The following is a 14,272-nucleotide window of genomic DNA, read 5'->3' as shown; positions in this document are numbered from 1 at the left end:
TAAATACAGAAAAGTTATAATAATAGAGCCGGGCGGGTGTAGCTCAACGGTAGAGCATCAGCTTCCCAAGCTGAGGGTTGCGAGTTCGATCCTCGTCACCCGCTCCAGTAAAAACTAGGGCTTTAGTTTTTTAGTGACCCTGCATATTATTAGCAGGGTTTTTTGCGCGTTTTTAAATATTTTGACAGCCTTGATATTACCTGAAGCTTATTTCATCGCTGGCAAGAAATTAAAAAATCCATAGTTGTGTTAGCCCGGCAGGCAGTTTCAAAAAATTAACCTGCGGCTAATCCAAATTTGAGCTGTTGCAGGTTAATTTGTTCTTGCAAAATAAGAGTCCGTAGGGTAGAATATTATTAACCTGCACTGGTTAAATTATTACCATGTTGCAGGTTAATAATAGGAGGGGTTATAATGATTCGCGGTGTTTTGGAGGACCATTATGAACGGCTCAAGTCGATGGAACAATCCTATAAAGAGAGATTAGCGTCCATGCCTAAGGGGAATATCCGTCTTAAAAATATTCGAGGTCGTTTGTATCCTTATCTGGATTATCGGGAAAACGGAAAGATGGTATCTAAGTATTTAAATAAACTATCCAAAGAAGAGTTAGAGGAGTTACAGTTTAAATTAGAGCAACATAAGAAACTCCTGCAAAATTTAAGGGAAGTAAAAAGAGATTGTAGGATTTTAGAGAAAGCGCTTAAACGCAAATGAGCAGAACACAGGAAGCAGTTTTCTGGGAAACTATTGCGCTGCTGGATGCACAAGGTATTTTGGCAGATCTAATTTTAATTGGGAGTTGGGTTGAGTATATTTATGCTGAATCTAATTATTTTAGAGGCTTCCAGCCAAGCATCCGTACAATCGACCTTGATTTTCTAATCCCCAATATAAGACGGCCAGCTAAAAAAGTACCATTGTGCGACGTAATGGAGCGTCATGGTTTTATGACCCAGCAGCGCCGAGATGGTCTGATAAAATTTTCGAAAGTGGAAGGGCCTCTTGATGTCGAATTTTTAGTTCGAGAAATGGGTCATGGCCAAGTTGAGCCTTATACCGTTGAAGGTCTTGGAATAAAAGCTACCGGTCTTCGGCACCTGGACAGTTTGAGTCAATGGACCACTGTTTTAGTAATCCGATCCTTTCAGCTGCGGGTGCCTCTGCCGGAAGCATATGTTTTACACAAACTAGTTATTAATAACCGCCGGCAGGAAATGAAAAAGAAAAAGGATTTAATGTCTATTGAGGAATTATTGCCTTTTATCAAAGGATCGGAAAAAAATCTTGCAAAACTAAAGGAAATTTATGATTACGGGTTAACTGGAAAAGAACGGGCATTAGTCGATACAACTTGTAAAGTAAACCTTATCCGATTGTTTAAATAGTTCCCCAGAAAAACAATTTGGGCGCCGCAATAAACCAAGTTTCTTGCGGCATAGATTTTAACACTGCCTGGCCACGCGCCAGGTTTTGCTTTCCAGGTGACCTGGATCAAAACACTGCTGTTCACTAACCGGAAGGATTATTTAACTGTATGTTGAAATATGGCAGGGGAAGGTTTAAATTTGGTAAAATAGTGTTAAGGTATAATATAGAATGTGACCAAAGGTGCTCACGGCTCAGTGTTGAGGAACTAAATGATAAGGGAGCAATGAGAATGACAACAAACGGTTCCAGCACTTCTTCCAACTTTATTCAGAACATTATCAATGAGGATTTTGATACAAACAAGTACGGCGGCAGGGTCCACACCCGCTTCCCTCCGGAGCCGAACGGCTACCTGCACATAGGGCACGCCAAGTCCATCTGCCTGAATTTCGGGCTAGCCGCTAAAAACGGCGGCCTGTGCAATTTGCGTTTTGATGACACCAACCCTTCCAAAGAAGAGGTCGAGTATGTGGATTCGATCAAGACCGATGTGAAGTGGCTGGGATTTGACTGGGACGACCGGATGTACTACGCCTCGGATTACTTTGACCAGCTTTATGAATATGCCGTCCAGCTGATCAAAACCGGACAGGCTTATGTTTGCGACCTGAGCGCCGAAGAGACCAGGGACTACCGCGGCACGCTGACCGAGCCCGGCAAACCGAGCCCTTACCGCGACCGGTCGGTGGAAGAGAATTTGGATTTGTTCGAAAGAATGAAAGCCGGTGAATTTCCGGAAGGCGCGCGGGTGCTGCGGGCTAAAATCGATATGGCCTCGCCGAACCTGAATATGCGGGACCCGGTGATTTACCGCATTATGAAAGCGTCGCACCACCGGACCGGTGACAAGTGGTGCATCTACCCGATGTACGACTATGCCCACCCTATTTCCGATTCTATAGAAGGGATCACCCATTCCATCTGCACGCTGGAGTTTGAGGACCACCGCCCTCTTTATGACTGGACGCTGGACGCTTTGAAAATTTACCACCCGCAGCAGATCGAGTTTGCCCGTCTGAATCTGACCTATACCGTTATGAGCAAGCGCAAGCTGCGGCAGTTGGTGGAGGAAGGGTACGTGAGCGGCTGGGACGACCCCCGCATGCCTACCATATCCGGCTTGCGCAGGCGCGGTTACACGCCGGAGGCGATCCGCGACTTTTGCGAAGACATCGGGGTGGCCAAAGCCAACAGTATGGTGGACATAGCCATGCTGGAGCACAGCATCAGGGAATATCTGAACTCCCGCGCCCCGCGGGTGATGGCGGTGCTGCGCCCGCTTAAGGTGGTCATAGACAATTACCCGGCTGGACAGGTAGAGGAGCTGGACGCTGAAATAAACCCGGAAAATCCCGCTATGGGCACAAGGAAAGTCCCCTTTTCACGCGAGATTTATATTGAACAGGACGACTTTCTGGAAGACCCGCCGAAAAAATTCTTCCGCCTTTCGCCCGGCAATGAGGTAAGGCTGAAACATGCATACATTATCAAGTGCGAGCGGGTGGTCAAAGATGAAAAGACCGGTGCAATTATAGAACTGCACTGCGCCTATGATCCTGAAACCCGCAGCGGCTCCGGCAGCACGCGCAAAGTCAAGGGAACGCTGCACTGGGTTTCAGCTGCTCACGCCGTTCCAGCGGAAGTTCGTCTTTACGATCACCTTTTCAACCGGGAAAACCCGGATGAGGAGAAGGATTTCAAATCCTGCATCAACACAAATTCGCTGGAGACACTTACTGCCTGCCTGGTTGAGCCCGGCCTGGCCGGGGCGCCGCTGGGAAGCCGGTTTCAGTTCTTAAGGCACGGCTACTTTATTGTCGACCCTGTGGATGCAAAACCCGGCGCGCTGGTATTCAACCGGATCGTTTCGCTGAAAGACTCCTGGGCGAAAATAATGAAAAAAAATGGATAGAAAATACTGCGCCCGGCTTATTTGCGGGCACTGCGGCAAAAAAGGGCTGGCCGGTATTCTTGCTGAATACAGCGAGAGGGATATGGAGACTTTAACCAGCCCGTGCGGTTATCTGGCCAAAGAAAGCTTGCGCCCCTGGGGGGTGGCGTACAGTGTCTCCCGGTGCCTGTGCTGTGACCAGCTTACCCTGACCAGAGTAGACTGGCACGATGAACGAAGGCCGGAGGATTACAGTTATACTATTTTGTATCCGGACGGCGAACCTGTTCCGCAAACCCTGCCTGTGCAGGTGAGAGATGCTTGCCTGACCGCCCGCCAATTTAGAAACAGTGATCCTGGGACTTGTGCGGCACACCTGCGCCGGGCACTGGAACTGGCCTGCGCTGACCGCCGGGCCGAAGGAGACTCAATCTGTGAAAGAATAGGGAATCTCGCTAAAAAGGGCGAAATCCCCTTAAAAATATACGAGTTGGCTCAAAAATTTGAAAGCAATGACAGAGGCGGGTTTTTCACAGCTTCAGATCAGCCTGGGATAGAAAAAGAAATAGAATTTTTACAAGGACTTTGTGCCGTAGTCTTTGAATATTTGTACCAGGCGCCGGCCTTGTTGGCACGGTTAACCGATATTGCCGCAAAAAATTAAAACACCCTGTACTTAACAGGATGCTGTTTGAAGATAGTTTTAACAATGAAAAAAGGGCAAAAAACCACTCTCTATTTGATAAGAGCTTTTAAGGGGCCTTATATTACGAAGAAACCCTGTGCTGGCGGATGAAAATTTCTTCGTACGTCGACATGTTCCTGATCAGGATTTTACGGGTTTCGACACTATTAAGCTCGGTAATTCTGTTGAGTTTCCAGCTTCCCCCGTTCGAAAATCCTGAAACAATATAGTTGTAGTAAAAACGTACACCTTCCAGCCATTTGACAAAGCGCATCCAACCACCCTGTAATATTCTAACATTGATTGTGATCAGAGACAATACATATTGTAGAAAATTAACGATTTTTGTACAATAACTTGTGGACGGGTATAATTTATCGCGGCACTATTGACAAGCAAGCAGGGCTTTTGCCCGGCGACGGGAAAGAAAAAAGCAGTGTTTTATGTATAATATACGCGTTTTTTAAAGGTAAAGGCTGGTTGCGCCGCCTGCTCCAATCATTTATAATGACTAATGAAAGAGGGGTGGTAAAGGTTGGGTAAACACATTAAAACATTAAGCGGCGCCGAGCTCAAGTCAACCATTAAGGACCGCGGCTGCGGCGAGTGCCAGGCTTCCTGCCAGTCAGCCTGTAAAACTTCCTGTACGGTGGGGAACCAGGTCTGTTCAAAAGAAAAATCCAGATAAAAAAGAGCCTTGTCCCACAGGGACGAGGTGCTTTTTTGAGGAGGACAAATTTTGCTGCACAAGTTTGAGTTTGACGGGACCAAAATTATCCTGGACGTGCACAGCGGGGCGGTTCACCTGGTGGACGATCTGGTCTGGGACCTGATAGAAGATTACCGTCAAATGACTGCTGAAGATTTAGCCAGGAAGTACGGGCGGAAATTTGGCCGGACCAATGTGCTGGAAGCTGTTGGGGAAATTAAAACCCTGGCTGACAGCGGTTTGCTTTTCAGCCCGGACCCGTACCATGATACTTACAGCCCGCCGGCCAGGTTTGAGGTCAAGTCACTTTGCCTGCACCTGGCACATGCCTGCAACCTGCGCTGCCGTTATTGTTTCGCCGGGCAGGGGCAGTTTGGCGGGGCGGCAGATTTAATGCCTTTGGATACTGGCCGCAGGGCAATAGAATTCTTGATCCGGCGGTCCGGCGGCAGGAAGCATCTTGAGGTTGACTTTTTCGGCGGCGAGCCGCTGTTAAATTTTAATACGTTAAAAGAGCTGGTGGCTTATGGCCGTGCGCAGGGCGAGCGGGCCGGCAAGACCTTTAATTTTACCCTGACCACCAACGCGCTGCTGCTGGACCAGGAGGTGTCAAGGTACCTCAACGACCAGAATATCAGTGTTGTGCTCAGCCTTGACGGCAGGCGGGAAGTGCATGATGCCATGCGGGTCACCAACCTTGGCGCGGGCACATACGACCAGGTCCTGTCCAGGGTCCGGGACTTTGTGAATTCCCGGGACGGCATGGATTATTACATACGCGGTACTTTCACCCGGCATAACCTTGACTTCTGCTCAGATGTGCTGCACCTGGCCGACCTTGGGTTTGAGCGCCTTTCGGTGGAACCGGTGGTAGCTACGGAAGAAGCAGGCTATGCCATCCGCACTGAAGACCTGCCGCTAATTTATGAGCAATATGAACGGTTGACACGAAATCTGCTTAAGAGGAGACAGGCGGGCAAACAAGTGAACTTCTTTCACTTTAATATCGACCTTGACGGGGGACCCTGCCTGCCCAAGCGTCTTTCAGGCTGCGGCGCCGGTCACGAATATATGGCTGTGGCCCCAAACGGGGATTTGTACCCCTGTCACCAGTTTGTGGGCAGAGACCGTTACTTAATTGGCAATGTGGCAGGAGAAGATTTTGATACCAGGCTTATGGAAGCATTCCGGCAGGCCCATGTGTATAACAAGGAAGAATGCTCGGCATGCTGGGCCAAGTTTTACTGCAGCGGGGGCTGTCACGCCAATGCCGACCTCTTGCACGGTTCCATCTTGAAACCATACCAGCTTGGCTGCTCCATGACCAGAAAAAGACTTGAATGCGCCATCTATTTTAAAGCTAAATGCGAGCCGGACGAAGGCAGTGGGCTTTGACACAGATCACTTGCCAAATAAGCCGGTTATTCACACTCAAGTGGAAATACGGCCTGTTATGGGCCGTTTTCTATAAATACAACCGGTTTACCGGCCTTGATTTGCTGTGGTATAATAAACCCACTTTGCCACAACAGCACTAATATAGCCAGAAAATGAGAGATATTTCTATAATAAACAAAATATGAAAGGAGCTGGCTGATTTGCCGCCTAGACCTGAAGGACAGCGGCGCCTTAGGCTGGAAATAACAGTATTCTTCGCCTATTGCCTGATTTTCCAGCAATGGTTCCTTAAGCAGTCTATGCTGCGACGGGTAGGCTTCGTTGTGGGGCTTTACCTGGCAATCACAATTCCTCTCTATGTAGCCTTTCATAGTAATGCCTGCGCCGTGATGGCCAACGGCAGGATCATCGCTGTCGCCGCCGATGAAAACATTGCCAGAAAAGTTATGGGCGATCTTGTGAAGTTTAAAACAAGCGAAGCGGGCCGCCCGGTAGATGTTTTAGAAAAAATTAAATACAAGGGTATCAGGATTAACCAGCAGGATGTACTGGACCAGGAGGCGTTGCGTGAAGAGCTGGCCAGTGCGCTTACCTTTAAAGCCAAAGGAGCGGCCATACTGGTAAACGGGGAACAAAAAGTTTTTTTAAAAGATATTCAGGATGCCGAGGCTCTGCTGGCCTGGCTTAAAACAGTTTACCCGGTTGAGCCGGGCGATCAGTTGGGATTTAAGGAAACGGTAGAAGTCGTGGAGACTCCCGTGGATTTGGAAAACACACTTGACCTCGCCACGGCTCAGAGGCAGGTTTTACTGGGAACTAATAAAATTGTGGAATATAAGGTCAAAGACGGAGATAACCTGTGGGACATCGCCAGGGCTGTTAAGATTGATCTGGATCAGATTATATTCACCAACCCTGGTATGGACCCGGAAAATTTGGAAATCGACCAGGTGTTGTATCTCAGTAAGGAGGCGCCGCTGATTACTGTTACGGCCACCCGCGAGACAACAGTTGATGAAAAAATACCGTGCCCTGTTGACGTAAGATATGATGACAAACTCTTGTTGGGTGAGAAAGAGGTAATCACCGAGGGCGTTCCGGGTGAAAAAACGGTTACCTACCGCATCTCCAGGGAGAACGGTTTTGAAACAGGGCGGGAAATCCTGAGCCAGATCGTTAAAAGAGAGCCCACCACAGAAGTCGTGGTTAAAGGTACAATAACCATGGTGGCTTCCCGCGGCGGTTCGGTGCGCCTGGCCTGGCCATGCGACGGCGATATTGTTTCACCGTTTGGCATGCGCTGGGGCAGAATGCACGAAGGTATTGATTTGGATGCGTCTTATGGAAGCGATGTAGTGGCGGTTGCCGGCGGCACGGTTGTTTCAGCGGGCTGGGACGGGGGATACGGCAAGCAGGTGCAGATATCCCATGGCGGCGGGTTGGTCACCAGGTACGCGCACCTTTCCAGTATCGAGGTAAGTGTCGGAGAATCCGTTGACCGCGGAGATGTTATAGGATTGGTGGGTTCCACGGGCAACTCGACCGGACCACACCTGCATTTCGAGACTATTGTGGGAGGAGTGCCGCGTGACCCGACCAATTACCTTCCGTAATTGGATGTGAGGAGTGGGTCGTGGGACGTGAGATATAAGTGCTGTTACCGTAGAAGTACAGCAGGATTAGTCTTGCCGGTTCGTTTTTATAGGCAGGCTCAAAAATTATTACCGCGCGCGGGACTGGTGACGGGCGGGATTTCTGTTGTTTAATAGGGGTTGTAAACGGGCCTGACAATGCTATAATACTTTTGAGGTGAAAAAATTTGTTCATTCGAAAATCTGTCAAAAGAAACAGGTTCAGGAAGGCTGTTTTTATAACAATTACAGCTTTAATCGCTATTGGTTTGGTTGTTCCGCTGGCCGCTATGTTTCAAAAACAGCCTACAAGCGGCGGCACCCAAAGCACGGCGCAGCAGACAAATCAGGACAGGCTTGCTGAGCTTGAGGCCAAGGCTTTGGAGAACCCCACAGATACAGCGGTCCTGATGGAACTGGCAGAAACATATGTTTATACAGGCAACCCGGACCTGGCGGTTAAAACCTTCGAGCAGGTGCTCGCCCTTGACCCCGGCAAGTCTGAGGCGCGCTACGATATTGCCTTTATCTATTACATGAGCGCAAAATACGACCAGGCGGAAGCCAAACTCCAGGAACTGCTCCAAAAAGACCCGGATAACAAAGAAGCCCACTACTTGTACGGCGTTGTCCTGGGGACCGGTAAAAAAGACTATGCCGCGGGCATTAAGGAAATAGAGAAGTATATTGAGCTGGCCAAGGAAGGGCCGAATGTAGAAAAGGCCAGGCAGATAATTAACGAGTGGAAGACCCAGCAGCCTCAGAACTAGCAGGAAGAAAGGCCGCGCCTGCCAGCGGCCTTTTTGAATTTATTACCGCTAGGAAGTGCAAGGTGCCGGCCTTATAATTAAACTGGTTAATTAATCAGTTAGGAGGCCAGCTATGAAGCCCGGTGAATATAAAGACCAAACAGGCGGATCATTACTCAGGGCCGTAAAAATTTTAACGGCCGCTTTTATTTTGATTATGACTTTTTTAGGGAGGCTGCCCGCAGGTGCAAAAACTTACAGTTACTGGGCCGTCAGGGAATTAATCAAAGGTTACACCGTTTTGAGCGCCTGGAATATGGACAAGCTGACATCTGAACATTTCTATGTTAAGTTCAGGCCTGAAGACCGCCAGGGAGCCGAGTTGGTCCTGGCCACAGCGGAGATGTTTTACCGCCCGGTCACCGGGGACTTCGGCTATGTGCCTGCTGCCAGGATACCGTTGATTCTCTATTCTTCCAAGGAGGAATTGAACGGCAGTTTTGGCTGGGACGCCAAGCAGAGCGCTATCGGGGTTTACTGGGGCGGGGCGATCAGGGTGCTGACACCGGAAGTGTGGATTGAAGAAAAAGATCCCGCCAGGTTGAAGGAAACTTTTGCAACTTCAGGTCCGATGGCGCACGAATTAACCCACTTGATGGTTGACTACCTTACTGGCGGCAACTACCCCCGCTGGTTTACCGAGGGAGTGGCGCAATACGAAGAAAACAAAATAACCGGGTTTGAATTCAGCGATATCTACGGATCGCCCGGACAGCAGTTTTACTCTATGCAGGATCTCTCGCAAAACTTTGACAGCCTGCCCGACCAGTATCTTGCTTACAGGGAAGCATACAGCGCTGTCAGGTACATTGTCGACCAGTACGGCGAAAAAACTTTATTTAATTTGATTAAAGAACTGGGAGACGGAAAAAACTTTGACCAGGCCCTTTTAAAGAGCCTGCAGATTGACAGCACGGGCTTTGAGGCCAACTGGCGGGCGTGGGCCCGGCAGGGCGGTTAAAACAGAAAACATCACCATACTTCGTTAACAGACTAATTCTTCGTCCGGCAGGAATAAAGTCTTTTTGATCGAATAATCTAAACGTGAAAGTTTTCAGGATCTCACCAGGAGGAATTTATGGGCAAAATTATTATAACGGGGGGAAGCTCCCTCCGTGGTAGAGTGAAAATCTCCGGTGCCAAAAACGCTTCACTCGCATTATTATGCGCCACCATTCTTGCCAGGAACGAGGTAGTGCTGGAGAATGTTCCTGATATCAGCGATGTGCGTGTAATGATTCAAATTATCAACAACCTGGGGGCCCAGATAGCATGGGAAAACCCGGAAACACTGAGGATCATGCCTCCCAGGAAAATAAACATGGGCGCTCCTTTTCATCTGGTTAAAAAGCTAAGGGCGTCCAATCTCCTGCTTGGCCCAATGCTGGCGAGATTCGGACAGGCCAAAGTGGCTCTGCCGGGCGGCTGCAATATCGGAATAAGGCCAATGGACCTGCACTTCAAAGGTCTTAGCGGGCTGGGGGCCGAGCTGTCTCTGGAACACGGCTGTGTCTGCGGCAGTGTGCCGGAACGGCTGAAGGGCGCCAGGATTTACCTGGATTTCCCCAGTGTCGGGGCGACCGAAAACATCATGATGGCAGCCTGTTTGGCCAAAGGGCAGACACTTATAGAAAACGCGGCCAAGGAGCCGGAGATTGTGGACCTTGCCAATTTCCTGAACACTATGGGAGCAAAAGTGCGGGGAGCCGGCACTGATGTAATAAAGGTAGAAGGCGTGGCTTCCCTTAAAGGAGGGGTGCGCTACCCGGTGATTCCGGACCGGATTGAAGCGGGCACTTTTATGGTAGCGGCGGCGGCAACAAAGGGAGATGTTATCCTGGAGAACATGATCCCAGCCCATGTGCAGCCTTTAAGCGCAAAGCTGCGGGAAGCCGACGTGGATGTGATTGAGGGTGAAGACTCACTGCGGGTGATATCCAGCAGGCCGCTTAAGCCCATTGATATAAAGACAATGCCTTACCCGGGCTTCCCCACCGATATGCAGTCTCAGCTGGCGGCCATGCTTTCAGTCGTTCCGGGGACAAGCATGCTGGTGGAAAATATCTTTGAGAACCGTTTTATGGTGGCAGACGAACTGAAACGTATGGGCGCCAGGATCAAGGTGGAAGGCCGGATCGCGGTCATAGAAGGAGTAAGCTGCCTGGAAGGCACCCAGGTCAAGGCGACAGACCTGCGCGCGGGCGCCGCCCTTATTGTGGCTGGATTAATCGCCACCGGGGAGACGGAAATCTGCAACGCTAGTTTTATTGACAGGGGCTACCACAACCTGGAGGAAAAATTGAGGAATCTGGGGGCTTCCATCAGGAGACACTAAAAAAAGCGTGGCGACACGCTTTTATTTTTGTAGCTTTTCGAACATTGTGGATAAGTGTAGAATTATGATATGGAAGCAAATGGTAAGAAGCGAGTAGAAACAATTACAATAAAAAAGGTATTTGCTGACCACTGGGAAGGATTTAGGAAAACTAATCTGCATAAGATTCCCAGGGATATGATTGAGAGTGTCACGGAATCTGTTGAAAAAATGTTAAGGTGCGGTGACCCTCGATACGGCTTTATTAAGTATATGTGCCCTGAGTGCGGGAAGCATCAAAGGGTTATAGGATTTTCCTGTAAGAGCCGGTTCTGCAGCCGATGCGGTAAGGTTTATATAGATAATTGGGTAAACAAACAGGTTGAAATAGGAGGGTTTTGACGGATTTTGTGAGGAATTGTTATTTTGCAAGTTAAGGTTTGTGGTAAAATTAGATTAGTTATTTATCCTGCGAACGATTTTTGGTGATAATAATTGAGGATAGTATCTTTGGAATGGGATACGGCAAACATTACTCATATAGCCCGACATAACATTAGCCCTGATGAACTTGAAGAAGCGGTTTTTGATTACCCCGGGCTTTGGGAACGAGGTCGAACCGGCCGTTACTACCTTTTAAGCAGGACACTGTCCGGAAGGTATATTTTCGCAGTGTTTGAATATCTAAAAAGCGGATTGGCTAGGCCGGTTACAGCGCGTGACATGACCGATACAGAAAAACGCCGTTATGAAAGGAGGCGCGGAGAATGAGCAAAAAAATCCCTTACTTTAAAAGTGAAGAAGAGGAGATAAAATTTTGGGATGAACATTCTCTTAGTGAATTTGACGATGATCTTGAAGAGGTCAAAGTAGAGTGTATTAGAGACAATGATATACTGCCTGTCAGGCTGGATCATGATGACATCCAACATATAAAGAAGCTCGCCCAAAAAAAGGGCCTTACGCAAGGCACTCTTGCCCGTTTATGGATCAAAGAAAGACTAATACAGGAAAAGAAAATGTTGTAAAATCACAATCAACATTCATTCTTGTGCAGGATCGGTGTTAATTCATTGGGTTTTGATACCACTGGAAGGCGATATATGCTCAGTTTTCTTAACTTTGGTTGCGATTGTGGGAGAGAAATGTTATATACGGGTGAAACCGAGGATAGAGATAGACCATAGCTAAACCTATCCCCGGTTTAATTAAGTCGCCCGATAGGGTGAATTTGTTCTTGGGAGGAATTATGTTTCATGTTACCATCCTGGCAGTGGGGCGGCTCAAGGAGAAATACCTGACTGAAGCAGCGGGCGAATATCTGAAACGGCTCTCTGCTTATGCCAGGGTTGAAGTTGTTGAGGTGAGTGACGAGAGTTTTGCTGAAAGCCTCTCCCCGCTGGATTTAGCTAAAATAAAGGAAAGAGAAGGAGAGCGGCTCTTGAAGCGCTTGCGGCAGGGCACTTTTATGATTGCTCTTGACCTGCGGGGAAAACAGTTTTCCTCTGAAGAGATGGCGGGGATATTAGGCCGGAAAGCGCTGGGAGGGCAGGGTGATCTGACTTTCATTATCGGCGGCGCCCTGGGACTGTCCAAAAATGTTCTGGAGCGCGCCGACTTGAGGATTTCCTTTTCAAGGATGACCTTTCCGCACCAGCTGATGCGCGTTATTTTGCTGGAGCAAATATACCGCTGGTTTAAAATTTACAGAAAAGAGCCATACCACTATTAAAAGGAATACAATTCCATTTGCGACAGCATGTCTTTATTCCATGAGGCTATTGCATTTTGGCAGGCTCCATGCTATTATTACCTTAAGCACCATCCCTATAGTGACATTGGTTTAGTTGCAAGCAAGAGCAATTCGGAAGGTATTTCGGGTACATTGCAAGTAGTTTGACCAGTCCTAGGATAGTGTTTTTTGTATCTGGTTTTAAGTAAAGGTTAATTTAGGTAAGGATGATCTGAAGGAAATTGAGTGTGACCAATCTCGCAGGTTCGTTTCGGAAAATTGATTTTAGCCGGTCAATAATCAGAATAACCCCAGGATCCGCTAGACTATAGGGACGGTTGCTTTGGAGAGAAGGCGCAGGCCTTCTCTCTTTTTGGCGGTTAAATCCGGTTGACTGAGAGATTTGACCATGGTATCTTTTAACATATGACTTTTTAATCAATTAAGGGATAATACCTTATATATAAAGCAGCGGGAGGTGCGGTTATTGCCTGGTATCAACATTAAAGACAGGGAAATAGAAGTTGACGACGAAGGTTTTTTAATAGACCCGGATGACTGGAGCGAAGACCTTGCTGTCGCTTTAGCTTCGCGGGAAGGGATTACTCTTACAGAGGACCATTGGAAAATAATCCGCTATCTGCGTGATTATTACAATGAGTTCCAGATCGCCCCGATGATCCGGAAGCTTTGCAAAGATACTGGCTACAGCTTAAAACAAATTTATGAATTGTTCCCCGCCGGTCCGGCTAAGGGCGCGTGCAAACTGGCCGGCCTGCCGAAACCGGCCGGCTGCGTGTGATTTTTATGGGGAACTGTGTTTTCCAAGTTAAAGATAGTTAATCATTTGCCCCGGCGGGTTAAACCCGGTCCGGGGTATTTGTTTTTTACAGCTTACATAAAAATTGCAATAACAGAAAAAATACTATTGAAAGCCAGGAGGTGAGAAATCATCGATAAGAAATTTTCGTATGCCGGGTATAAGTTTATTCTGTGCATGGTATGCCTGCTTGTGCTTTTGGGCTTAGTTGTGTTCACACAGGGGCGGCAGGCGGCGGAGGCGGAGGCGCTTTACTGGGGGAGCAGCGGAGACGAGGTTTTCCAGGTGCAGCAGAAACTCAGCCAGTGGGGTTATTACCAAGGCCCGCTTGACGGTTATTATGGAGACGAAACCTACCGGGCGGTGCAGAATTTCCAGCGTAATAACGGAATTCCAGTGGATGGTGTGGCAGGCGGGGCGACCCTTGCCGCGCTTGGTCTGAGCAGACAGGAGGCCATGCCTGCTGTGTCAAGGGGAGCGGCAACAGACAGAGGTGACATAGGCATACTGGCACGGGTGATCGAGGGAGAGGCCGCTGACGAGCCGCTTCTGGGCAAAGTAGCTGTCGGAGCGGTGATTATGAACAGGACCAAAAGCGCTTCTTTTCCCCACACTATAAGTGGTGTGATTTTTCAGGATCACGCTTTCGAGTCTATCAGCAACGGCCAGGCCTACCGGCCATTAAGCCAGGAGTCAATAGAGGCTGCCCAGATGGCTATGAGCGGGTATGATCCCACCGGTGGCGCGATTTTTTTCTGGAACCCGGCCAAACCGGTAAACCCGTGGATTTGGTCAAGAAATGTAATCACGCAGATTGGCAATCATGTCTTTGCACGGTAATGGGGGGATATT

Annotated in this window: 17 protein-coding genes and 1 tRNA gene; 17 read left to right on the top strand and 1 reads right to left on the bottom strand. The window is 48.5% G+C overall.

Features of this window, described 5'->3' with window-relative positions; translation table 11 throughout:
• Positions 1-32 precede the first annotated feature (32 nt).
• The 5 genes from Pmgp_RS00430 to Pmgp_RS00410 all read left to right on the top strand — a co-directional run bounded on the left by Pmgp_RS00430 (position 33) and on the right by Pmgp_RS00410 (position 3,986).
• Positions 33-107, top strand: a tRNA-Gly gene (locus Pmgp_RS00430).
• A gap of 307 nt (positions 108-414) precedes the next feature.
• Positions 415-717, top strand: coding sequence for a DUF6788 family protein (locus tag Pmgp_RS00425; RefSeq protein WP_134211997.1), 303 nt, complete (start codon positions 415-417; stop codon positions 715-717).
• Positions 714-1,388 (top strand): GSU2403 family nucleotidyltransferase fold protein, encoded by a 675-nt coding sequence (locus tag Pmgp_RS00420; protein WP_134211996.1) that lies wholly within the window; start codon positions 714-716, stop codon positions 1,386-1,388. The genes Pmgp_RS00425 and Pmgp_RS00420 overlap by 4 nt, the downstream gene beginning before the upstream one ends.
• A 272-nt stretch (positions 1,389-1,660) precedes the next feature.
• Positions 1,661-3,343, top strand: coding sequence for a glutamine--tRNA ligase/YqeY domain fusion protein (locus Pmgp_RS00415; RefSeq protein ID WP_134211995.1), 1,683 nt, complete (start codon positions 1,661-1,663; stop codon positions 3,341-3,343).
• Positions 3,336-3,986 (top strand): DUF4145 domain-containing protein, encoded by a 651-nt coding sequence (locus tag Pmgp_RS00410; protein ID WP_134211994.1) that lies wholly within the window; start codon positions 3,336-3,338, stop codon positions 3,984-3,986. Before Pmgp_RS00415 ends, Pmgp_RS00410 begins: the two co-directional genes overlap by 8 nt.
• Positions 3,987-4,089: 103 nt before the next feature.
• On the opposite strand, the gene Pmgp_RS00405 is transcribed toward Pmgp_RS00410, so the two are convergent.
• Positions 4,090-4,281: a hypothetical protein gene (locus tag Pmgp_RS00405; protein WP_134211993.1), complete on the bottom strand. Its 192-nt coding sequence runs from the start codon at positions 4,279-4,281 to the stop codon at positions 4,090-4,092.
• A 261-nt stretch (positions 4,282-4,542) separates the two neighbouring features.
• Here Pmgp_RS00405 and scfA point away from each other — a divergent pair, with 261 nt between their 5' ends.
• The 12 genes from scfA to sleB all read left to right on the top strand — a co-directional run bounded on the left by scfA (position 4,543) and on the right by sleB (position 14,260).
• Positions 4,543-4,695 carry a six-cysteine ranthipeptide SCIFF gene (scfA, locus tag Pmgp_RS00400; RefSeq protein WP_134211992.1) on the top strand — a complete coding sequence of 51 codons (153 nt, stop codon included), beginning with the start codon at positions 4,543-4,545 and terminating at the stop codon, positions 4,693-4,695.
• Positions 4,696-4,746: 51 nt separating this feature from the next.
• Entirely contained in the window at positions 4,747-6,111 is a 1,365-nt protein-coding gene (gene scfB, locus Pmgp_RS00395) for a thioether cross-link-forming SCIFF peptide maturase (RefSeq protein ID WP_134211991.1), read from the top strand.
• 203 nt (positions 6,112-6,314) lie between these two features.
• Positions 6,315-7,727, top strand: a complete 1,413-nt coding sequence (locus tag Pmgp_RS00390; protein ID WP_134211990.1) for a peptidoglycan DD-metalloendopeptidase family protein — start codon at positions 6,315-6,317, stop codon at positions 7,725-7,727.
• A gap of 206 nt (positions 7,728-7,933) precedes the next feature.
• Positions 7,934-8,515 (top strand): tetratricopeptide repeat protein, encoded by a 582-nt coding sequence (locus tag Pmgp_RS00385; RefSeq protein WP_134211989.1) that lies wholly within the window; start codon positions 7,934-7,936, stop codon positions 8,513-8,515.
• 112 nt (positions 8,516-8,627) lie between these two features.
• On the top strand, positions 8,628-9,515 hold the full coding sequence (locus Pmgp_RS00380) for a peptidase MA family metallohydrolase (RefSeq protein ID WP_134211988.1): 888 nt from the start codon (positions 8,628-8,630) through the stop codon (positions 9,513-9,515).
• 117 nt (positions 9,516-9,632) lie between these two features.
• A complete protein-coding gene (gene murA / locus Pmgp_RS00375) occupies positions 9,633-10,889 on the top strand; it encodes a UDP-N-acetylglucosamine 1-carboxyvinyltransferase (protein WP_134211987.1) in 1,257 nt (418 codons plus the stop codon).
• Between the two features lie 69 nt (positions 10,890-10,958).
• Positions 10,959-11,270 carry a transposase zinc-binding domain-containing protein gene (locus Pmgp_RS20745; RefSeq protein WP_134211986.1) on the top strand — a complete coding sequence of 104 codons (312 nt, stop codon included), beginning with the start codon at positions 10,959-10,961 and terminating at the stop codon, positions 11,268-11,270.
• 108 nt (positions 11,271-11,378) lie between these two features.
• Positions 11,379-11,639, top strand: a complete 261-nt coding sequence (locus Pmgp_RS00365) for a BrnT family toxin (RefSeq protein ID WP_192902699.1) — start codon at positions 11,379-11,381, stop codon at positions 11,637-11,639.
• Positions 11,636-11,896 carry a CopG family antitoxin gene (locus Pmgp_RS00360; protein ID WP_134211984.1) on the top strand — a complete coding sequence of 87 codons (261 nt, stop codon included), beginning with the start codon at positions 11,636-11,638 and terminating at the stop codon, positions 11,894-11,896. The genes Pmgp_RS00365 and Pmgp_RS00360 overlap by 4 nt, the downstream gene beginning before the upstream one ends.
• A gap of 221 nt (positions 11,897-12,117) precedes the next feature.
• Entirely contained in the window at positions 12,118-12,600 is a 483-nt protein-coding gene (gene rlmH / locus Pmgp_RS00355) for a 23S rRNA (pseudouridine(1915)-N(3))-methyltransferase RlmH (RefSeq protein ID WP_134211983.1), read from the top strand.
• A 487-nt stretch (positions 12,601-13,087) separates the two neighbouring features.
• Complete coding sequence (locus Pmgp_RS00350) at positions 13,088-13,402, top strand: TusE/DsrC/DsvC family sulfur relay protein (RefSeq protein WP_134211982.1); 315 nt, start codon at positions 13,088-13,090, stop codon at positions 13,400-13,402.
• Between the two features lie 195 nt (positions 13,403-13,597).
• Positions 13,598-14,260, top strand: a complete 663-nt coding sequence (gene sleB / locus Pmgp_RS00345; protein ID WP_134211981.1) for a spore cortex-lytic enzyme — start codon at positions 13,598-13,600, stop codon at positions 14,258-14,260.
• The last annotated feature ends 12 nt before the right edge of the window (positions 14,261-14,272 follow it).

It is taken from the genome of Pelotomaculum propionicicum (assembly GCF_004369225.1).
GTDB lineage: Bacteria > Bacillota > Desulfotomaculia > Desulfotomaculales > Pelotomaculaceae > Pelotomaculum_B > Pelotomaculum_B propionicicum.
This window is presented reverse-complemented; position numbering and strand designations above follow the sequence as displayed.